We start from the raw sequence: 21617 nt of genomic DNA on the forward strand, positions 1-21617 counted from the left end.
TAAAAAAAGAGAAAAGAGATAAAAAATGGATTTAGAAGTAAGGGCCCTGAGCCAAAAACACAATTTAAAAATCAGTATTGTTGATCTAACTGAATCAATTCAAGAGATAATTACATTGCAAAATACTAACAAATTAGCTAGTGTAGCTATAGGTAAATTTGTGATTGCCAATTGTCTAGTTGGAGCTGATCTAAAAAAAGGTCAGAAGATAATTTCTGATATCAATGGAACTGGATTTGCAGGTACTATGATTGCAGAATTCCAGGATAAAACTGTTAGAGGTTACATACAAGTTCCAGATTTTAATTTGGACGAAATTAAAGAAGATGAGGGAAGTCCGCTTTCACAAGTTGTTGGTAAAATTGGCTTCCTTCAAGTTTCAAAAGATATCGGGTTAAAAGAACCTTACTCTTCTAAAGTTCAAATCGTTAATGGGGAAATAAACATTGACTTCATGTATTTATTAAGTCAAAGTGATCAAGTTAACTCTTTGGTTTCTAGTATTGTTGATTTAAATGAGGAAGGCCGAGTAATTAAAGCGGTAGGAATTATGATTCAACTTCTTCCTGGTCACAGTGAAGAAGATATTGATTTCTTAGAGGAAAAACTAGGCTCACTAGAACACCTTCTAGAAACTTTGAAAAAAACAACAGTTTATGAATCGTTAATAAAAGATATTGCCGAGGATTCAAAAATCCTTGAAACAAGCGAATTGAAATACAAATGTACTTGCAACAAGCAAAAAGTGATTTCCTCTGTTAAATTAATTGGGCAAGAAGAATTGCAAAAAATTGTCGATAAAAACGAAGAAGTTGAGGTAATTTGTGACTTTTGCAAGCTGAAATACAATATTACAGCATCAGAAATTAAAAAAATAATTTAGGTATAATTATGATATTATCTTTAAAAGGTAAAACGAGGAGAAAATAATGGCTAAAAAAGACGAGAAAAACTTAACTACAACTGACGCTTTGGTCTCAGAAAATAACCCAAATGCTGAGTTTGTTGTTGTTGAACCATACACCGAAACAGAAGAAGGTGTAAAAGGTATAAAAGCTAAAAACAAATATCAAAAACAGCTAACAAACAAATACTCAAAAGAAATTCTAGAGGGTAAAATAGTGTCAACAACTGGGGTAAAACCAGAAGTTGAGGAAAATGTTATTGAATTGGTAAATGTTAGAAAATCATACATTACTGGTGATGTTGAAACTCCCGTTCTAAAAGGAGTTGATATTAAATTTAAAAAAGGTAACTTTATTGTTATTTTAGGACCATCAGGTTCAGGTAAAACTACTCTTTTAAATTTAATTTCAGGATTAGACAAAACAAGTGAAGGTGATGTTTTCGTTTTAGGATCAAACCTTTCATTACTTAAAGATTCCCATCTTACAAAATTCAGAAGAGACAACGTTGGGTTTATATTTCAACAATACAATCTTTTAGCCAACCTAACCGCTAAGGAAAATGCTGAAGTTGGAGAAAACTTAAGTAGAAACAAAAACAAAGATATGACAATTGAAGATATCTTTGAGACAATCGGAATGAAAGAACAAATGAACAAATATCCTCACCAAATGTCTGGGGGACAACAACAAAGGGTTTCTATCGCAAGAGCCTTGGCTAAAAATCCTGACATTCTTTTCGGGGATGAGCCAACTGGAGCCTTGGATGAAGAAATGGGAAGAAAAGTTTTAGAAATTTTAATTCAAGTAAACCAAAAATATAAAACAACAGTTATAATAGTTACTCATAACCCAAACATTGCTGCAATTGCCAATACTGTGGTTCATGTGCGTAACGGATTGATTGATGATGTTAAGCATAATGCTAAACCAAAAAAACCATCAGAAATCGATTGATCTTAAAAAGCAAAACCTTTCATTTTATGAAAGGTTTTTATTTGCCAAACCTTTTTTGAAAATAAACCAAAATGGGGGTTCAATAGAAAACCAAAAAGTATATAATAATTTAAAGGATGGATAAAAAAATGCCAATATTTAATTTTTATGGAGCTAGCAGAGAGCAAGTTAGTGGATTTGCTCAAAAAATAGATGAAATTTCACAAAATTTAAAAGCACCAACAACAGCTTTTTCGTTTTGAAATGTGGAGTCACAATTGTTTGGACAATCAGATTTAATAAAAATAGAAATTAACTGAAAAAAACGTGGCGAAGAAATGAAGTCATGAATTTCAAAATGCCTACAAAATTATTTCAGCGAAATTAACCCAAAATACCAGACCATAATTATCTTTAATGAAATTGACGACAACTACTACAAGTTAGGCGAAAAGTCTTAATGAAAATAGGAAACGTATTAATTCCAGGAAATTTAGTTTTAGGACCAATGGCAGGAACTACAAATGCTGCCTTTAGAATTTTATGTAAAGAAAACGGAGCAGACTTGGTTTACGCAGAAATGGTGAGCACAGAGGGATTGGCACATGGAAACAAGAAATCTTTTGAAATGATAAAGGTTGAAGATGTTGAGCACCCGATAACATTACAAATTTTTGGTTTTGATTTAAATTCTTTTGTTAAGGCCGCTAAAATGGTTAATGAGGAGTCAAATTGTGATATTATTGACATCAACATGGGGTGTCCAGCTCCTAAGGTGGCGGTTAAAAGTCAAGCGGGAGCCAACTTACTAAAATACCCTGATAAAATATATGAAATTGTTAAAACCGTAGTAGAAATAGTTGATAAACCAGTTTCGGTTAAGTTAAGAATTGGTTGAGATGAAAATTCCAAGAACGTTGTGGAAATTGCCAAGCTTTGTGAAAAGGCGGGTGCAAGTGCATTAACAATTCATGGAAGAACCCGTTCGCAATTTTTCACAGGCAAAGCAGACTGAAGTTATATTAAAAAAGTTAAAGAAGCTGTAGGAATTCCAGTTATTGGTAACGGTGATGTTTTTGATGGACCATCAGCTTTAAAAATGATGAACGAAACTGGATGTGATGGTGTTATGATAGCACGAGCAGCCCAGGGTAATCCTTGAATCTTCAACAATATCAAGTACTATTTAGAAAACAAATCAGAACCCCCAGCATTATCGGTGGAAGAATGAAAAAAGGTTGTTATTAAACACACGAAATTACTTGTGGAAATGAAGGGTGAAAACCTGGGAGTTAGAGAAATGCGAAAACAAATTCTTTGATACCTTGCCGTTTTACCTAAAAATGATAAAATAATTGAAATGAAGAAAAAATGTATTAGCGTGGAAACGGTTCAAGAAATTATAGATTTGTTTGAATTTTACTTATAAGGAGAAAATATGAAAGAAAAATTTGAAAGAAGTTTTAGTGAGCAAGAATTGGTTCGTAGAGAAAAATACCAAAAATTAGTAGATATTAAAAAAGATCCATTCACGATAACTAAATTTGAAAGAACTCATACAATTGAGGAAGTTATTATTAGCTTTGAAAAATACTCAAAAGAACAATTGCAAGAATTAAAACAAAAAGAAATTAAAGTGGCTGGAAGAATTCGTTTATTTCGTGAAGCTGGTAAAAAAGCCGTTTTTGCCAACATTCAAGATCAAGAAAACAACATTCAACTCTATGCTCGCCAAGATGAATTGGGAGAAAGTGACTTTGAGCACTTTAGAGATTTAGATTTGGGTGATATTGTTGGTTTAACTGGCACAATGATGAAAACCGATCACGGAGAGTTAACTTTAAGAATAAAAAAATACCAATTATTATCAAAATCTTTAAGACCGCTTCCAGATAAACATGCTGGAATTGCTGATATTGAAGAAAAATACAGAAGACGTTATGTTGATTTAATCATGAATCCAGAAACTAAGAAGACATTTCAATCTAGAACAAAAATTATTCGTAAAATTCAAGAGATCTTAGACCAAAAAGGTTATATGGAAGTTGAGACACCAATTTTACACACAATTAATGGTGGAGCTGCTGCTAAACCTTTTAGTACTCACTATAACGCTTTAGATCGTGATTTTTATTTACGAATTGCAACTGAACTACATTTGAAAAGACTGATTGTTGGTGGTTTTGAAGGAGTTTATGAAATTGGGCGTATTTTTAGAAATGAAGGTATGGACACAAGACATAACCCAGAGTTTACTTCAATTGAATTATATGTAGCCTATGAGGACATGGAATTCCTAATGAACTTGACTGAAAACATTTTCAAAGAATGTGCGATGCTAATTCAAGGGAAAACTAAGATCGAATATGGTGGGCACAAACTGGATTTAGGTAAAAACTGAAAACGTTGGCACATGGTTGATGCCATTAAAGACTTAACAGGAATTGATTTTTGAAAAAAAATTACTTTTGAAGAGGCTAAAAAAATTGCCATTTCAAAAGGAATTAAATTAGAGAAACATCATTCTTCAGTTGGCCACATCATAAACTTATTTTTCGAGGAATTTGTTGAAGATAAAATAATTGAGCCAACATTTATTTATGGACATCCTAAAGAAATCTCGCCATTATCAAAAACAAATAACGAAGATGAAAGATTTACTGACAGATTTGAATTATTTATTATTGGTAGAGAATATGCTAATGCCTTTGCTGAATTAAATAACCCAATCGATCAATATGAAAGATTTGTTGACCAATTAAAAGAAGCTGATGCAGGAAATGATGAAGCAACAGGAATGGACATTGACTTCATTGAAGCGTTAGAATATGGTTTCCCTCCAACTGCGGGTATTGGAATTGGAATTGACAGATTGGTAATGTTAATGACCAACTCTGAATCGATTAAAGATGTGCTATTGTTCCCACAAATGAAACCGAGAGCTTAGAAATGAAATTTGAAATAGCTCTAGGCTATAATTCTAAATTAGATAAAATAGAAACCTTAAAAGCTATTAATTTAATTAAGATTAACCTAAAAGAAAAAATCAAGGATCGCAACTTATTGATTGAAATAAACCCATCATTAATTACCAATAAAGAACTTTGACTTAACGATGATTTCCAAGGAACTCACAGGGCGCTAGACTTTGATTTAATAAATAAAAATTTTTACGGGGAAATGTTGCAGTCAAACAACAAATTCAGAAGACACTTTTTAATGAAAAATAATTTACTCAACGTTGGAGATGGGGTTATCTCAGATTTCTCATGTTTAAGAAGAGATGAAAAAGTTGGAAACATGTCATCAAACATTTATGATGAGATTGGTTTTGAAATTGTTGTAAATAAATATGAAACCGAATTTTTAAATGATTTCATTGTCTCAACTTATGGTCAATTAATCGCCATGGATGAACTAGTGAAAGATGAATTCCATCAATTGGAGAAAGAACATTTAAGTACCCAAATAACTTTTATTAGTTTCTCAAAATTAAAAGCGCTTTATCCGTTTATTTCATTTAGGGAAAGGTTAAACCGTTTTTCTAGAGAAAACGGAAGTTTTGTTCTAACCAACTTTGTGAAAAAAATGTTTAATACAAAAGATTTTAATAACTTTTCTGAGGATGTGTTTGATTTCAATTCCTACTCGGTAATTTACACATACAACCCTGTTACCGAATTGGCAATTGATATTGCTTACTTTAGTTACTCAGTTGATCGTGAGATTTTACAAGAGCAAAACCTTTTATTGAAAGAAAACTTTAAAACTAAAACAGGCTATGACCATTTAGTAACCACAGGAAAACTACCTTTAACAATCAGCGGAGGTATTTTAACATCAAAGTTCACAATGTTAGTTTTGGAAAAAAATCATATTGCAGAAGTACAAAGTTCAATTTGATCAAAAGAGTTTGAGGATTTTTGCGAAAAAAACGAAATAAATATTTTTTAAAAGCCTCTAGGCTTTTTTATTTTAAAACTACTATTTTTAAGTATACAATTAAAGGAAGGTGATTTTATGTATTCGGTTATTATTGTAGCAGCCGGTCAAAGCACAAGGTTTGAAAAAGGAAATAAATTACTTGCAAAATTAAAAAATCAAGAAAGAGTTATTAACCAGACTTGTGAAGTTTTTTTAAAAAATGATAGAATTGAAAATATTATTTTGGTAAGTTCTGATGAAATTCATCAAATTGTCAAACAGAAGTTTGAAAATAATATCAGATTTACATTTGTTAATGGAGGGAGTAGTCGATTTCTTTCTGTTAAAAATGGGCTTGAAAAATGCACGACCCCAAAGGTGTTGATTCATGATGGGGCTCGACCATTTTTGAAGCAGGATTTATTAAATGAAATTTTGGATGAAGTGGTTCAAAACAACGTAGTTGGGGTGCTACCATGAATTCCTGTAACAAACACTTTGAAGAGAAATTTTAATGGTTTGAAAACTGTTAATCGTGAAGAATATATTCAAAGTCAAACTCCTCAAGCTTTTGATTTCAAAATTTTGAATGAAAGTTATCATAATTTTAAGGGTGAGGATTCTTTTGATGATTGTCAAGTTGTAGAAGAATACCTTGAAAATCCACAAATAAGATTAGTAAAAGGGGATATAACCAATATTAAGATTACTTTTATGCAAGATTTATCAATAAACACTTAATTTTTATGCAAAAATAATATATAATTTTTAAGCGAGTTAATTAAATCATTAACTCCTTGCCTTAAATTAGGCCATAGACCATAAGGAGAATTAAACATGGTAAGAAAATATGAAATCATGTATATCCTAGACCAAGATACTAGCGAGGTAAAAGATGTACAAAAAAAATTGCATGCAATTTTAGAAAATAACGGGGGAAAAATTGTTGAGTCAGCAGACTGAGGACTTAAAAATTTTGCCTACCCTATCAACCGTAAGGAAAAAGGATACTATACAGTATTAATTTCAGATACTTCAGCAGAAAACATTAATGAATTTCAACGTGTAGCTAAAATTGATAAAAACGTAGTAAGAGTAATGGTAATAAATACTGAATCAGAAAAAAGATACGAACAAACAACTAAGTTATCAAAAACTGATATGTCTAAATTCAAGGAAGAAAAACGTGCTCCAAAACCATTTGAAAAACGTTTTAACCGTGAAGGATTTAACAAAACTAACAACAATTCAGAAAACAAAACTGAAAAACCAGCAGAATAATCGGAGGTATCAACATTATGAATCAAGTTCAATTAATCGGTAGAATAACTAAGGACTTAGAATTAAGAACATCATCAGCGGGTAAATCTTTTGTAGCTTTTACTTTAGCGGTAAGTTCATTTGGAGGAGGAAAAGAGTACACAAACTTTATTCCTTGCTTCGCATGAGAGAGAAGTGCTGAAAATATGGCTAAGTTCTTAAAAAAAGGGAGCTTAATCGCTGTTGAAGGATCTTTAAGTGCTCGAAGCGAAAACAAAGATGGAGTATACCAAACAATTGTTAACGTAACAGCACAAAGAGTTGAATTTTTAGAATCAAGAAACTCAGGACAATCATTTGATCGCGAACCAGTGCAACCTTTTAATAACGAACCAAATTCAAACTTTGATTTAGATGTTGTAAATAATTTCTCAGATAAAAGTGAAGAAAAAAAATATGAAGCTCCAAAACAATCATTTTCAGATGATGACGATGATTCGATTTTGTGAGACTAACAGAAGAGGGATAAAATGAAAAAATTTAACGTAAGAAGAAAAAAGGTAAACTTTTTTGCTAAAAACGAAATCAACTATATTGATTATAAAGATGTGGATTTACTAAAAAAATTCATCTCAGGTAATGGACAAATTTTACCAAAAAGAGTAACTGGAACATCTCCAAAACACCAAAGAATGCTTTCTACAGCTATTAAAAGAGCTAGAATAATGGGATTATTACCATTCGTTGTTCAATAATTTTTGGAAAATAAAACACCAACCAAAAACGTAAAAGTTTTAATGTTGGTGTTTTTTATATTCTAAATTTTTTGTTGAAAACAAAGAAGTCCACAACAATTAAGAGGACTCCAAGAGCTCACAAAAATACCAGGTAGCCATGTTTAGAGTAAGCCTTATTATTTTTGTTAAAATTGCCGCTGCTTTTAATTTTAAATGGTAATATTTTAAATTTTTTATCTGGTTCATCAGAGTCCTCATATTTATAACCCGAGGGGAAGGTGTTCACTTTTTGTGAACCACCATCATAAATGTAGAACTGACTTGAAATGAAATCCTCACCACGATTTTTAAGAATTTGATAATCATTCAAATAAGGGTCAGTGTTAAAAATCATTTCATTTATTACTAACCAGGGAATAAAGGAGTTTAAGGCAACGAGTCCGGCATTGTTGAAATTTTTATATTTTCTATTATTTGAATTTAAAGCATTAATAATGAGGTGTGTAAAATTCTGATTTCATATCTTAAGACCTACAGGAGTTCTGGGCAGGTCAGAATTTTTTGACAAATCAAATCACTCATAAGAAGGTGTGTTTTCAAGATTAGCATTATTGAATAAATTTTCTCCAATAGAGCCGTTACCCACATTATCGCTAACTCAGTTGTTAATGCCAAAGTTAAAAATTAAATTATTTAAAGCAAAAACATCTCTCTTCTGTTCTTCTGATCAAATTGATAAATTGTTTATCTTTTCGATTGTCTTTTTAAATTCGTTCAAACTAAAATTTAACTTATTTTTATTTATCGAACCTTTTGGGATGATTGAAGAGTGATAGTCTCTTGATAAATTTGAATCTTTTTGATTAACTATAATTTTGTTGATTTTAAATAACAATGTATTTGAAAAACTAGTATTATAATCTTTGATGTCCTCTGGTCTATTACCAAACTTATTAAATAGATTTTTGAAATCTACTATATCAATTATTCCTGTTTTTAGACCTATCATCGATAAAAAATTTGACCTGTAATCTTCATTAAAATTGCCTTGGAATATTTCATTTCATTTATTCCCTTCAATTAAAAAGCTTTTGGTAGTTTTGTTATTAGATGATAGATTTAACAAATCATTTCTGGCAACAGAAGAAACTATTGAATCTTTATCCAACTTGCTGGTAATGCTATCGGGAATAAAACCGTTGGTGAAAACTGTTAATAATGGGGTGGGTGCTGCCATTATCAAAAATATTATGGAAAATGAAAGGGCCAATTTATTTTTCTTAAAACTGTATATAAATAAATAAAATCCGGTGAAAATTATATCTAAGGCAGGAATTAAAAAAATCATGAAGGCAAAGTTATTTAATTGTCATGGATTTTTTATTGCTAAAACTAAAATGAATAGTAAAAAGTGCAGTAAAAAAACACCTATAGAAATAATTTTATTGGTTAATAATCTTGAGAAAAAGATTTGTCTCAATAAAACACCTTTTCTAATTTCAAGACTAAATATTTGTAGGTCTCTGTCGTTTGCGTATATTTCGTTTAAATTTAAAATATCAAAAACAAAAATGTTGAGTGTAGAGAAACAAAAGAAACAAACAAGAGATCAAAGGTAGTTGGAATTTAAAGAAACCAACAACGAACTAGAAATTATGCTAAGAATAATCATTGCTACTGTTATTGTTATATTGGTAATACCTTTTAGCGAATTAATTAATGAATTTTTTAAGACAACTTTATTTATTATCGAACCAACCATTTTAACAACCCCTTAGAGAGATTAAATAAAATCAATTCATCTTAAGTATGCACTAGTAGAACAAGAATGAACTGAGCCAGATGTTTTGGCATAAACGTAAAGCTCAACATCGTAGTCTACAAACTTTTCATCTTCGTTGAGTCTCGCCTCAAGTGTTATTGATATCATTGATTTTTGCTTACCCCAACCAGATTGTGCATTATGAGTATAAGTATTGTCATCTGATTTTCAAACTATTCTTTTTGAATCAGACTCCTCTTGTTTATCTAGAAAAATCGTTTGCTTAGAATTAGGGTTTTTTCACGTATCAAAAGAAAAATTCCCGAAAGCCTTAATTTTTATGGCTTTTGAAGCCACATTTTTTCAGCTGATTTGCTTTGTATGTACACTTTTTCTGGAAATTTTGTCAACTTCATGAGTTCCTAATTTTTTTGTTTCGACGCTTTCTCACATTTCTAAGTTGTTTAATTGCTCATTAATAGATATTTTATTTTGATAATCATCTCCGGCTAAAGTTATGGCGCTAGGCGTAAATAAAAGACCTGAAGACAAAATAGCTAAATTTTTTTTCATAAATATTCCTTTCAGATTGCTAACTTATTTTTGACTATATATTTCTAAAAGCTCTGATTCTTGAGGGTTATTATCATCGATTAAAAACCATTTCTTATAAATATCAAAAAGTTTCTCTTTATTTGGATCGTATTTTTTCTGCAAGATTATCTCGCCATTTTTTATTAAAACGATTTTATTAATGAATGTTTCAAGTTCATCAATATTGTGGCTGGTAATGATAATCCCGACATCGCTTTTTTGAGACAACTTTTTTAGCAGACCAATAAATTGCTTTCTAGTTTGAATATCTAGGTTGGCTGTTGGTTCATCTAAAACTATTATTTCTGGTTTATTAACCAGAATCGAAGCTAACAAGGCTTTCTTTTGCATTCCAGAAGATAATTGATTAAACTTATCCTTAACCTTATCTTCTAAACCTAAAAGGCTCATAATTTTCAAAAATAGTTTTTCAAAATCACAACCATTTTTACCATTTTTTAATTGATAGTTGTAATTGCAGTATTTTTTTATGTTAAAATTTTTTGAAAAGTTATTTTGATCAGGGAAAAACTCCATTTTTTTAAGTGAGTTTTCATCAATCATTTCACCATTAACGAGAATACAATTCTTATCTACAATATATTCTTGGAAAATGGATTTGATAATCGTGGTTTTCCCAGCACCATTATTGCCTATTAAACCAATTATGTCACCTTCGTTTAAACTAAAATTAATATTATTAAGTGCTACTTTATTATTGAAAGATTTATTAAGATTCTTAATTTCTAATTTCACGTAATACCCCCTTCTTTTAATAGGGATTTCTCGTCTTTTCAAAGACATTATACATCACTTTTATCGGAATGCATTTTTAGTTTTTAAATTATTTTAAATGACCATCAATTTAATTTTATATAGTATAATAGAAAAAGTGAAAGAGGTGGTTATATGAGTCCGTTATCCAGTTTTAACGACGAAGTGCCGATAGGTATTATCAATCAAAATGAATATAGCCACGATACTCTTTAAAAGTATTTTTTAATTGTGTTTGTGTGCTTATTTTAAGGAAAAGGAGGCAACATGCACAAAGTAGCTAAAAAAAGCAAGGCGAGCAAAATCGTTTATAAAAACGATGCCCAGCTTGAAAAATTTGCAAATTTATCACAAAGCGAAATATTAGAAGAGCTTGAAATTGAAGGCTTTGGTTTAACCAGAACTGAAGTTGAAGACAGGCTTGATAAGTATGGTAAGAATAGTCTTAAAAATGTTAGATATAATTTCTTAGCAGAATTTTTAAGACATTATTTTGGACCGTTTAACTTAATTTTAATAGCAATTTGTACTTATAATTTTATCGAATATGCAAGCAGTAAAAGCGTGTTTGATCTAGTTGGCGCGATAATAATTACTGCCATGGTAATAATTAGTGGTACTGTTGGTTTTGTTCAATCAACTAAATCTTTTATGATTTCCAAAAGACTTGGATCTGTTGTAACAAATACTGCAACTGTAGTTAGAATAAATGAAGATCGCGAAAAGATTGTAAACAAATCAAATTACTTAAAGTTGGTAAAAAAATCTCGCGAAATCGACATTCAAGATTTAGTACCAGGGGATATAATTTATCTTTCAAGCGGAGATATGATTCCCGCCGATGTAAGAATCTTGTGAAGTAAGGACCTATTTATTAACCAATCTTCTTTAACTGGTGAGTCTATGCCAGTAGAAAAAAACGCTGACAACAAAGGCGAAACAATGTTGGAGTTTAATAACATTTGTTTATCAGGAACAAGTGTGGTTTCGGGAACTGCCATTGCTGTGGTAGCTTTCACAGGTAATCAAACCTACTTCTCAGCTATTCACCAAATCGTAAGAGAAAAGAAAACTTTAAATAGTTTTGAAAAAGGAATTCGTAAAGTAACCATTATGTTAATGTGCTTTATGTTAATTATGGTTCCGATTGTAATTATTGTAATGGGAGCAACTAAAGGGATGTGAACCGAGGGAGCTATTTTATCAATTGCAGTTGCTGTTGGTTTAACCCCAGAAATGCTACCTGTTATTGTTACGGCCAACTTATCTCGAGGTGCCAACCAGTTAAGTAAGCATAAAGTTGTAATTAAAAATACAAGTTCGGTGCAAAATTTAGGAGCAATCGATGTTCTGTGTACAGATAAAACCGGAACCCTAACAAACGATAAAATAGAACTTACAAAAATTCATACCTTAGATAACAAAGCTAATGACGATGTTTTAAAATTACTTTACTTAAATAGTTATTTCCAAACTGGTCTAAAAAATCCTATGGATAATGCAGTATTAGACTATGTTATGGAAGGTAACAAAATTTCAATTAAAGACAAATTTCAGAAATACGATGAAATCCCATTTGACTTTAATCGTAGAAAATTAACTATCATAGTTAATGACAGTGACAATAATAAAAAAATGATTTGTAAGGGAGCGGTTGAAGAAATCGTTAAAGTTTGTACAAAGGTATTTTATCAAGGTAAAGTAATGAAACTTGAAGAGGATATTTTAAGACAAATTCTTAGCACCGCTAGCAAAGCTAATAAAGAAGGTTTAAGAACTATTGGAGTGGCTTATCGCGACGAATTAGACCCTAACAAAGAAAGTTACACTGAAAAAGACGAAAAAGATCTAATTTTTTATGGTTTTGCCAGCTTCTTAGATGCTCCAAAACCATCAGCATCAAAAATGATTAAATTATTAAAAGATAATGGTGTAGATTTAAAAATTTTAACAGGAGACAACGAAGAAATTACTAAGACAATTTGTAAAAGAGTTGGGCTAAAAATTCGTGGAGTTCTGTCAGGAACCGAAATGGAGAAGATGTCTGAGTTGCAACTAAAAACGGCGGTTGAAAGATCTAATGTTTTTGTCAAATTAAACCCATTACAAAAAGTTAAAATTATTCAAGTTTTAAAAAGCAATGACCACATTGTTGGATTTATGGGAGATGGAATTAATGATGCTCCCGTTCTAAGACAAAGTGATGTGGCGATCTCGGTTCACAATGCAACAGACATTGCTAAAGAAGCTAGTGACATTATTCTTTTAGAAAAATCACTTTTAGTTTTAGAAAAAGGTATTATTCAAGGGCGTAAGATTTTTGGTAATATTTTAAAATATATTAAAATTACAGCATCATCAAATTTTGGTAACGCCTTAAGTGTTGTTATCGGAATTGCGTGACTACCATTTACCCCAATGATGCCGGTGCAAATTTTATTCCAGAATTTAATTTATGACTTCTCACAATTTGCGCTTGCATATGATAATGTTGATAAGGAATTCTTAAAGGTCCCGCAAAGATGAAATGCCAAAGATATGGTACCATTTATTTTATGTAATGGTCCTGTAAGTAGTGTGTTTGACTTAGCAACGTTTGCCATCTTGGCTTATGGATATAATTACAATGATGTCTCAAAAATTCAAATGTTTAATGCTGGATGATTCATGGTAGGACTAGCAACTCAATCACTTGTAGTTCAAATCATGCGTACTGAAAAATTACCATTTGTACAATCAAAAGCAGTATGACAACTAAATGCCTTTACGGTGTTTACTTGCATAATTGCCATCTCGATTCCTTATATCCCGCACGTAAATACAGGTTTAGGAATGACTCACCCAGGATATTCATTTATCCCAATTGTGATTGGTCTGCTATTCTTGTACTTGATTTTTGCCCAACTGGTAAAAATGTTATATATCAAAATATTCAAAAAATGATTATAAAAAACCGGTTTCAAACCGGTTTTTTGTTTATAATTAAAGAAATGGAGGTTTATTATGAGAGTTATTTTGTTAAAGGATGTTAAAAATTATGGAAAAAAAGATGAAATTGTTGAAGTATCGGATGGGTATGCAGCTAATTACTTAATTCCTAAAAAATTAGCAATTAAAGCCAGCCAAGATAGCGTTAACCACTTAAAAGGAAAAATTGACAAGGAAAACGTGGCGATGGAATCAAAACGCCAAGAAACATTATATTTAAAATCACAAATTGAGAAAATTACTTTAAACTTTAAACTAGCCATTAAAGACGGCAAAGCTTTCGGTTCGGTGTCACAAGCCCAAATCGAAGAGAAAATGTTAAAAGAATATAATATTGAAATTGATAAACGTAAGTTTCTAAAACACGAAAATCTGAACCAGATCGGGTTGTTCTACATTAAAATTAAACTAGATTTTAATATCGAAGCAACTATCAATGTAAAAATAGAAAGTAAAGAATAATGAGCACTAACGTAAAAAAAGAAAAAAATATTATTGAAGAAGCAGAAAGAATGGTTTTGGCGATTGCAATCCACTCGGCAAAAGCAAGTTATGAAGTTGTCAGTAAGTTAAAATCTGAGGATTTTTCCCTACAGTCACACCAAATTATTTATGATGTTATTTTGAAACAACAAGCTAATGCTTCAGAAATTTCAGTCACAAAAATTGCTCACGATTTAGTCAAGGAAAAGAATCTTGAAAGAGCTGGGGGATTAGAATATCTAACTCAAATTTCGGGATACTTTTATACAGATGAAGGTGTGGAAGAATACATTGATATTGTTTTTAAAAGCAGCATTGGAAGACAACTGGATTTGGCTCTAAAATATATTAAGGATTTGAGAGAACAAAATCACGGAATTGAAGAAATTTTTGCTGAAGCACAAAGTAAGATTTTAGATATTAAAACTGATACAACCCACGATGATGTTGTGCACATATCAAAAACCATCAAAGATGTAATTGATAAAATTCATTTACTAGAACAACAAGGAGATGCCTTAACGGGGGTCACTACAGGATTTAATAAATTAGATAAAATTACCAATGGTTTGCAAGCGGGAGACTTTATTATTTTGGCCGCTCGTCCCTCAATGGGTAAAACTGCTTTAGCGTTAAATATGGCTTTTAATGCAGCCCAAAGAAACAAAGGTGTTGCGTTCTTTTCATTGGAGATGCCCAAAGAACAACTAGTTCAAAGGATTTTAGGAAGTTCTGCTAAAATTGAATCTTCAAAAATTAGATCGGGTTCAGGATTGACAAAAGATAACTGAAAAATTATTACTTCAGCATCAGATGAAATTAAAAAAATGAATATTGTCATAGATGATTCCCCAGGAATTAATATTTTACAAATTCAATCAAAACTTAGAAAAATGAAACGTGATTTTAACATCGATTTATGTGTTATCGATTATTTGCAATTAATTTCAGCAATTGGAAATGGTGATAATCGTCAAAATGAAATAGCAACTATTTCTAGACAACTTAAGAAAATTGCTCGTGAAATTGAAATACCGATTGTTTGTTTATCACAACTTTCACGTTCAGTTGAGAAAAGAGAAGATAGAACCCCAATCATGTCAGATTTAAGGGATTCAGGAGCAATTGAACAAGATGCTGATGTTATTATGTTCTTATATCGTGAAGCTTATTATGAAAAAAAATCAGGTTATGATGAATTACTAGATAACACTGAAGAAACTGATTTAATTATTTCCAAACACCGTAATGGGGCAACTGGAGTTGTTAAATTGAACTTTCATAAAAGTTTTGGTAAATTTACTGATGTATAATTGCCATTAAAATGTGTATAATAATACAAGTTAAAAAGGAGACAAAATGAAAAAATTACTATCAATATTAGGTGCTTTTACATTAACAGCATCAACAAGCTTGAGCGTCATATCATGTACAATTCCAAAACAAAGGGTTGAAATTTTTGTGGGAAAAAGCTCTGAAAAAGATAATTTCAAAAGTTTCAACGGTCCAACGTTAGCTCTGACTTCATTGACTGCAGATATTCTAAATGTCTTAAACTTCAAGAAGGAAATGTATCCCGATGATACCAAATATAAAGAACAAAAGGAACTAAGACAAAATAAAGAAGGAAAATTATTTTCTTTTGAAGAATTATTCACTAAAAAAGACCCAATCCTAACTGGAGCTGCCAAAGATGATTTTTGAAGGGAATACAATGAACCTTTTAATACAAGTTTTTCACAAGTTTCATATGAAAAAAACACAGAAGACTCAGCTTTCCAAAATCTAGGACTAACAGTAATTCGTTCAATCGTTCCTGACGGTAAAACAGATAAAGATAAGATCCAATTTTTAAGAGCTGATTCTCCAACAAGTGATAAGGAACTTAAAGATTTTGAAAAACATAAAGCTAGAACAGCTAAAATTTTAGTATCTGATGATTTAAAAGAAGGTATAAATGGGACTATCGATCAAATGAAAAAAATCGATAATACCCAGGATTTAAAATTGGTTCAAAAAGACAAAGATGATAAGGAAATTACTTTATACAAAGTTTCAGATCAAGAAGTTTTAACTCCTTATACAAGAGAAGTTGAATTCAAAGCCGACAAGGGTAAAGAGAAAATTACACAAACTATTGTAGCTCCAGATGTTGGATATTCTTTTGAAGTCAATGATTTTGAATTTGAAACTATTTTCAACGGTAATGAAAGCAAATATCGTATTTCAACAACTATATCAGGTCTTTCAGGAATTATCGCCTTGACTGCAGCTTCTGCTTCATCTGATGATAACACCGAGAAAATTAATGCTAACTTTTATTGATACTTAAAACAGTACCAATTCAACAATGAAAAAATGATTGGTTATGGTTCTCCTGAAAACATGAGCGGTAAATTCGATAATTTGGACATTAAAAAAATAGACATAACTAAAGTATAAGTGATAAAAAAACCCTTTAAATTAAGGGTTTTTTTTGGTATAATCAACTTGATTTTTATTTGGGAATAAAATGGGGTGAAAAAATGAAAAAGCTACAATTAAGACAGTTTAATAATTTATTTCAAGTCTATGATGCTGGTGAAGAAAAAGTAATTGCAATTTTTGATTCTGAGCAAGCGGCTAGAAATTTCATTATTAATGAAATTGAAGACCAAAACCTAATTTTAAATTCTCCAATGCCACCAATGGGTGCAAGTAGCTTTATGGCACCTCCCCCAACCATGCCTTGACAAGGTGGAATGCCACCAGGAATGGCTATGCCTCCATTTGCTCAAGGTTGTCAATCACACCAAATTAACCAATGTCAATCTTGCCATCCTAATAACTTTCATCAAAACGATGCTAATTCATTAAATGTAATATCAGGAATGGGTAACATGATGAATACTATGATTTCAGGGTTTGGTTCAATGATGACAACCATGGGAAATTTAGCAAATAACAGCAATCATAATAATAACAACAATGATCGATATAACAATGTAGCACCTCCAAGATATGAAGATCGTGGACCAACATTAGACACAGCGCAGTTACTTCAAAGACTCGAAGAGAGGGACAGATTGCGTGAAAGCTATGAAAAACTAGAACAAGCAAGACAACCACAGCCAAGACATTATGAAGACGAGCCTCAATATCGCCCAAGAGATAACAGAGACTTTGAAAGAGAACAAGAAGAAATTAGAAGACAAATGGAACTTGATAATCTTAAATATCAACGTGAACTTAAAGAGAGATATGAAGAACTTTACAGAAAACCAGTTCAAGAGGAAATAAAACCTCAACCAGTTATAGAACCAGAATCAGCAATTGAAAAAGAAGCTGTTAAAGTTTTAGAACCAGTTAAAAAAGAAGAGCCAACAATTGAAGAAACTCAAAAATTAGATTCAACCGAAGAGATTCTAGAGGATTTAATTGAGGTTACTCAGGAAACTGTGGATACAAAACAGAATTTAGTTGAAAAAGATGACTTATTCATTTTAGAAAAAGAGATTTCTGGAGCTAAGCTAAGAAACAAAACATTAAATGATACAACCAGTCATGTTAATGACGATATTTACAAACTTTCAGATACTCAAAATACAGATACGCTTGATTTCAATGATTTTACTTCTTCATTTAATTTTGATATTTCAGAATTGAAAAACAACGGTGGGGCCTTTATTAAAAAAAGAGGTAAAAAAGGTAAAATCTCAAATATTGATGATAAAAGCCTTGGTGAAACAAGCGCCTATGAAGGATTGGAAATCCTAAATACACCAAGTAAAAAAGTAATTGCCGATGAACAACTAGTTAAAGTTGATTACACAAAGACTTTTGAAAACGCTGATTTCGGGAGAAACATGCGTAAAGCCTTTAGAGAGCCAGTTATAATTGAACCAACAGTTGAACTAGATAACACAATGGATAACCTAAATGGTGCTTTAGCTTTTGAACTACAAAGAAACTTGAATAAAAACGCGGCTTTAGATAATAACGAAACAGTTGAAGTAACATCGATGCTTGTTGACGATAATTTAGATGCAACAAATTTAGACGGCAAGTCATTACTCGATCTTGGTCCTGAAACAGCTTCAATGGAACTTGAAGACGATAAAACCATAGATAAGAAAAAAGAAGAAAAACAAAAATTATCAAAAATTGACGCCCAAATTTTAAAGACTGAAAAAAAATTGAACAAAAAAGAAGCGGCTCAAGAGAAAAAAGACGAAAAAAGACGAAAAAAATTAGAAGATAAATGAAAATAATCTAAAGTGATTATTTTTTTTATTTAGGAGGCACTATGTTTTTAGAAAACTATAAATCTGGATGACAAGATTTTTTTGAAGATATTAAAAAAGAACCTTTTTATATTGAGATGATGGAATTCCTTCAAAAAGAATATGAAACCCATGTTATTTTTCCTAAGTTTGAAGATGTTTTTAAAATTTTTAGATTAGTTGAACCTGAGGAAATAGGTGTTATAATAATTGGCCAAGACCCATATCATAAAAAGGGTCTCGCTAATGGGATTGCTTTTAGTTGCAGCAATGATCAAAAAATACCGCCGAGCTTAAGGAATATTTTCAAGGAGCTAAATGATGATTTGAACATTGATCATTTTCAAAATTTGGATTTATCAAATTGAGTCAGCCAGGGGGTTTTTCTCATTAATGCCATTATGACTGTAAGAAGCGGAGAACCAGCAAGTCATAAAAACATCGGTTGAGAACATTTTACAGAGAAAGTTCTTGATTTTATAAACAAAAAAAACGAAAAAATTATTTATTGTTTATGAGGAAATTTCGCTAAAAGAATATATAATAATTTAAGGTATAATTTTATAAATAAAGACTTAACCATTAGTTCTGCACATCCGTCACCATTTAGTTATCATTTATTCAAAAATTCTAGACCGTTTAGCAAAATAAATGAAAAACTATGCGTAATTGGTAAAGAGCCGATATCTTGAGATAAGTAAGATTATGAGAGGAATAGACAGATGAAAGAAATAAGCATTTGATTATTAACAGGAAATAACCTAGCGATTGTTGCTTCAATCGGTTTAGCAATTATTTCATCACTATACATAATTTACAACGTTTGCTCTTTTTATATTTTAAGAGAGCGATATCATGGAATCAGATTTACAACTAAAAACATTGCATATATCACAATGTTTACAGCAGTTAGTGTAAGTGTTACTGTTGTAATTTCGCTAACTATCCCAATAACAGTGTTCCCTCCAATTCGTATTGCGATCGAAGGGGTTATGGTTAAAATAGTTGGACTTATTTTTGGACCGATTGTTGGTTTAATAGTTGGCCTAATAACTGAAATATTGGTAATGTTAATGGTTCCCTCATTTATCCACCCGGCTTTCATAATTGTTATTTGTGCATACGGACTTATTTCGGGGATCGGTTTAAGTTTCAAGAGGCTTTCAGAAAAAAACAATTGAATAATCATGATTTTAATTACAATATTCCTTTCCGCATTATTATTATTTTTCACAGTTATCATATCATTCTATCCTGACAAAATTCCTTTCCTAGGAATGCACCTAAGTACAATGTCATTTAATTTAATTTTTGGATTTGGAATTGGTATAACGCTTGTGGGTATTTGGGCCTTTTATATAACAATGAGCATTCGTAAGAAGCATGCCTTCTTGAATCAGATACTACCAATAATCTTAGTAGCTATTGCTTGTGAATACATCTCAACAACAATAATTTCTGCTTGAGGAGATACAGGATTTTTAATTTTAGATAAATCACCAGAATCAGGCGGATATATTTTAAATGTAATCTTGCGTTTAATCCAAGCACCGTTAAAAATTGTAATTAACACCGCGATACTATACTTTACATATGTGGCGGTTTCCCCATTGATTAAAAATGACCGCTAAAGCTTAAAATAAAAGTGAGGAAAAATAATGAAAATATTTAATTCTTTATTTGACAATTACTCGATATTCGATAATAAAAAAGCAAAAGTTTATTGCTGTGGACCTACGGTTTACGATAATATCCATATTGGAAATGCTCGCCCGATCATCACAACAGATGTTCTGGTGAGGTTTTTAGAGTTTATTAATATTGAGGTTGATTATTTGCAAAACATAACCGACATTGACGACAAAATTGTTAAAAAAGCAAAAGAGGCTAATAAAAAAGAGACCCAAATCACTGACAAATTTATTAAGGACTACTTAGAGGACCTTTATAGTTTGAATATTCGAATGCCAAACAAAATCATACCAATAAGTGAAAAAATAAATTCGATAATCGATTTTATTGAATATTTAGTAAGTCTAGGGCATGCTTATGAGAGTAATGGAGATGTCTATTTTGATATTAACTCGATTAAAAAATATGGTGAACTTTCGAATCGTAAAATCGAGGAGTTAATTTCAGGATCGAGAGTTGAAGTTAATCCTAATAAGAAAAACCCCCTAGATTTTGTACTGTGAAAAAAAACCAATGAGGGTTTGTCTTGAGTAACAAAATGAAGTACAGGTCGTCCAGGTTGACATACAGAATGTGTGGCTTTAATTAAAGATTATTTCCAAACCCCAGTTGATTTTCATGTGGGTGGAATTGATTTAAAGTTTCCTCATCACGAAAATGAGAGAGCCCAATTCCTGGGAACTGATAAAAAAGAGCTATCAAAAATTTGAGTACACAATGGCCATTTAGAATTTGGAAAACAAAAGATGTCAAAATCAATTGGTAACATGATTTTGGTTAGCGAATTTATCAATAGTCATGGGGCCAATGTTTTGAGATACTTGCTTTTAACAACTCACTACAAACAACCATTAGATTTTAGTGATGATTTGATAAGTCAATCAAAAAAAGCGATTTCAAAAATTGACAGCTTAATCAAAAAAATCCAACTTAAAGTGGCTTTGAATGAAGTTGTTAAGACAACAGAAAGAGCTTTGGATAAAGAATTTAATATCATTGATTATATAAAAAAATTCATCCAAATTATGGAAGAAGATTTAAACACTCCACAAGTGATAACTTTAATTGAGGGAATGGTTAAAGAAATTAATAAACAAATCGAGAACAAAAAATTAAATGCTGTAATTGATGATTTGATAATTATCTTACAAGTTTTAGGATTTGATTTTTCATTACAAGAGTTAGATTCTCAAACCATTACTCAAATTGGTAAGTGAAAAAAACTTGTAGAGGAAAAGAATTTTGTTGAGGCAGATAAATTGCGTCAAATTTTAGTTGATAAGAAAATCATGTAGGGGGT

At 31.0% G+C, this 21617-nt stretch carries 21 protein-coding genes; 18 read left to right on the top strand and 3 right to left on the bottom strand.

The window, feature by feature from the left end:
- The first annotated feature begins 25 nt into the window (after positions 1–25).
- The 10 genes from AACK87_RS00075 (at position 26) to rpsR (ending at position 7780) form a co-directional block, all read left to right on the top strand.
- Positions 26–883, top strand: a complete 858-nt coding sequence (locus tag AACK87_RS00075) for an Hsp33 family molecular chaperone HslO (protein ID WP_338972298.1) — start codon at positions 26–28, stop codon at positions 881–883.
- A gap of 46 nt (positions 884–929) precedes the next feature.
- Positions 930–1868, top strand: a complete 939-nt coding sequence (locus AACK87_RS00080) for an ABC transporter ATP-binding protein (protein ID WP_338972299.1) — start codon at positions 930–932, stop codon at positions 1866–1868.
- Positions 1869–1990: 122 nt separating this feature from the next.
- Positions 1991–2302, top strand: coding sequence for a DUF1904 family protein (locus AACK87_RS00085; RefSeq protein ID WP_338972302.1), 312 nt, complete (start codon positions 1991–1993; stop codon positions 2300–2302).
- Entirely contained in the window at positions 2302–3270 is a 969-nt protein-coding gene (gene dusB, locus AACK87_RS00090; protein ID WP_338972305.1) for a tRNA dihydrouridine synthase DusB, read from the top strand. Before AACK87_RS00085 ends, dusB begins: the two co-directional genes overlap by 1 nt.
- Before the next feature lie 9 nt (positions 3271–3279).
- Entirely contained in the window at positions 3280–4788 is a 1509-nt protein-coding gene (gene lysS / locus AACK87_RS00095) for a lysine--tRNA ligase (RefSeq protein ID WP_338972308.1), read from the top strand.
- 2 nt (positions 4789–4790) lie between these two features.
- Complete coding sequence (locus AACK87_RS00100) at positions 4791–5795, top strand: hypothetical protein (RefSeq protein WP_338972311.1); 1005 nt, start codon at positions 4791–4793, stop codon at positions 5793–5795.
- A 66-nt stretch (positions 5796–5861) separates the two neighbouring features.
- Positions 5862–6506 carry an IspD/TarI family cytidylyltransferase gene (locus AACK87_RS00105; protein WP_338972314.1) on the top strand — a complete coding sequence of 215 codons (645 nt, stop codon included), beginning with the start codon at positions 5862–5864 and terminating at the stop codon, positions 6504–6506.
- Between the two features lie 96 nt (positions 6507–6602).
- Positions 6603–7046 (top strand): 30S ribosomal protein S6, encoded by a 444-nt coding sequence (rpsF, locus tag AACK87_RS00110; RefSeq protein WP_338972317.1) that lies wholly within the window; start codon positions 6603–6605, stop codon positions 7044–7046.
- Positions 7047–7063: 17 nt separating this feature from the next.
- A complete protein-coding gene (locus tag AACK87_RS00115) occupies positions 7064–7540 on the top strand; it encodes a single-stranded DNA-binding protein (protein WP_338972320.1) in 477 nt (158 codons plus the stop codon).
- 15 nt (positions 7541–7555) lie between these two features.
- Positions 7556–7780 (top strand): 30S ribosomal protein S18, encoded by a 225-nt coding sequence (gene rpsR / locus AACK87_RS00120; RefSeq protein ID WP_115557629.1) that lies wholly within the window; start codon positions 7556–7558, stop codon positions 7778–7780.
- Positions 7781–7835: 55 nt separating this feature from the next.
- On the opposite strand, the gene AACK87_RS00125 is transcribed toward rpsR, so the two are convergent.
- Genes AACK87_RS00125 through AACK87_RS00135 form a run of 3 tightly spaced genes read right to left on the bottom strand, consistent with a single transcriptional unit; the run spans position 7836 to position 10874 of the window.
- Positions 7836–9524 carry a hypothetical protein gene (locus tag AACK87_RS00125; RefSeq protein WP_338972327.1) on the bottom strand — a complete coding sequence of 563 codons (1689 nt, stop codon included), beginning with the start codon at positions 9522–9524 and terminating at the stop codon, positions 7836–7838.
- 21 nt (positions 9525–9545) lie between these two features.
- Positions 9546–10097, bottom strand: a complete 552-nt coding sequence (locus tag AACK87_RS00130) for a hypothetical protein (RefSeq protein ID WP_338972330.1) — start codon at positions 10095–10097, stop codon at positions 9546–9548.
- 24 nt (positions 10098–10121) lie between these two features.
- Positions 10122–10874 (bottom strand): ABC transporter ATP-binding protein, encoded by a 753-nt coding sequence (locus AACK87_RS00135; RefSeq protein WP_338972332.1) that lies wholly within the window; start codon positions 10872–10874, stop codon positions 10122–10124.
- Between the two features lie 285 nt (positions 10875–11159).
- Between AACK87_RS00135 and mgtA the strand changes: the two genes are divergently transcribed.
- From mgtA to cysS, 8 genes are all read left to right on the top strand, one after another.
- Positions 11160–13841 (top strand): magnesium-translocating P-type ATPase, encoded by a 2682-nt coding sequence (gene mgtA, locus AACK87_RS00140; protein ID WP_338972335.1) that lies wholly within the window; start codon positions 11160–11162, stop codon positions 13839–13841.
- A 54-nt stretch (positions 13842–13895) separates the two neighbouring features.
- Positions 13896–14342, top strand: coding sequence for a 50S ribosomal protein L9 (gene rplI, locus AACK87_RS00145; protein WP_338972338.1), 447 nt, complete (start codon positions 13896–13898; stop codon positions 14340–14342).
- Positions 14342–15676, top strand: a complete 1335-nt coding sequence (gene dnaB, locus AACK87_RS00150; RefSeq protein ID WP_338972341.1) for a replicative DNA helicase — start codon at positions 14342–14344, stop codon at positions 15674–15676. The genes rplI and dnaB overlap by 1 nt, the downstream gene beginning before the upstream one ends.
- Before the next feature lie 46 nt (positions 15677–15722).
- Positions 15723–16805 carry a lipoprotein gene (locus AACK87_RS00155; protein ID WP_338972343.1) on the top strand — a complete coding sequence of 361 codons (1083 nt, stop codon included), beginning with the start codon at positions 15723–15725 and terminating at the stop codon, positions 16803–16805.
- A gap of 83 nt (positions 16806–16888) precedes the next feature.
- A complete protein-coding gene (locus AACK87_RS00160; protein WP_338972346.1) occupies positions 16889–18613 on the top strand; it encodes a hypothetical protein in 1725 nt (574 codons plus the stop codon).
- A 35-nt stretch (positions 18614–18648) separates the two neighbouring features.
- Positions 18649–19326 (top strand): uracil-DNA glycosylase, encoded by a 678-nt coding sequence (locus AACK87_RS00165; protein WP_338972349.1) that lies wholly within the window; start codon positions 18649–18651, stop codon positions 19324–19326.
- 21 nt (positions 19327–19347) lie between these two features.
- Positions 19348–20256, top strand: coding sequence for an ECF transporter S component (locus tag AACK87_RS00170; RefSeq protein WP_338972352.1), 909 nt, complete (start codon positions 19348–19350; stop codon positions 20254–20256).
- Between the two features lie 27 nt (positions 20257–20283).
- Positions 20284–21612 carry a cysteine--tRNA ligase gene (gene cysS / locus AACK87_RS00175; RefSeq protein ID WP_338972355.1) on the top strand — a complete coding sequence of 443 codons (1329 nt, stop codon included), beginning with the start codon at positions 20284–20286 and terminating at the stop codon, positions 21610–21612.
- Positions 21613–21617 lie beyond the last annotated feature (5 nt).

This window comes from Spiroplasma endosymbiont of Panorpa germanica (assembly GCF_964019765.1).
Lineage (GTDB): Bacteria > Bacillota_I > Bacilli_A > Mycoplasmatales > Mycoplasmataceae > Spiroplasma_B.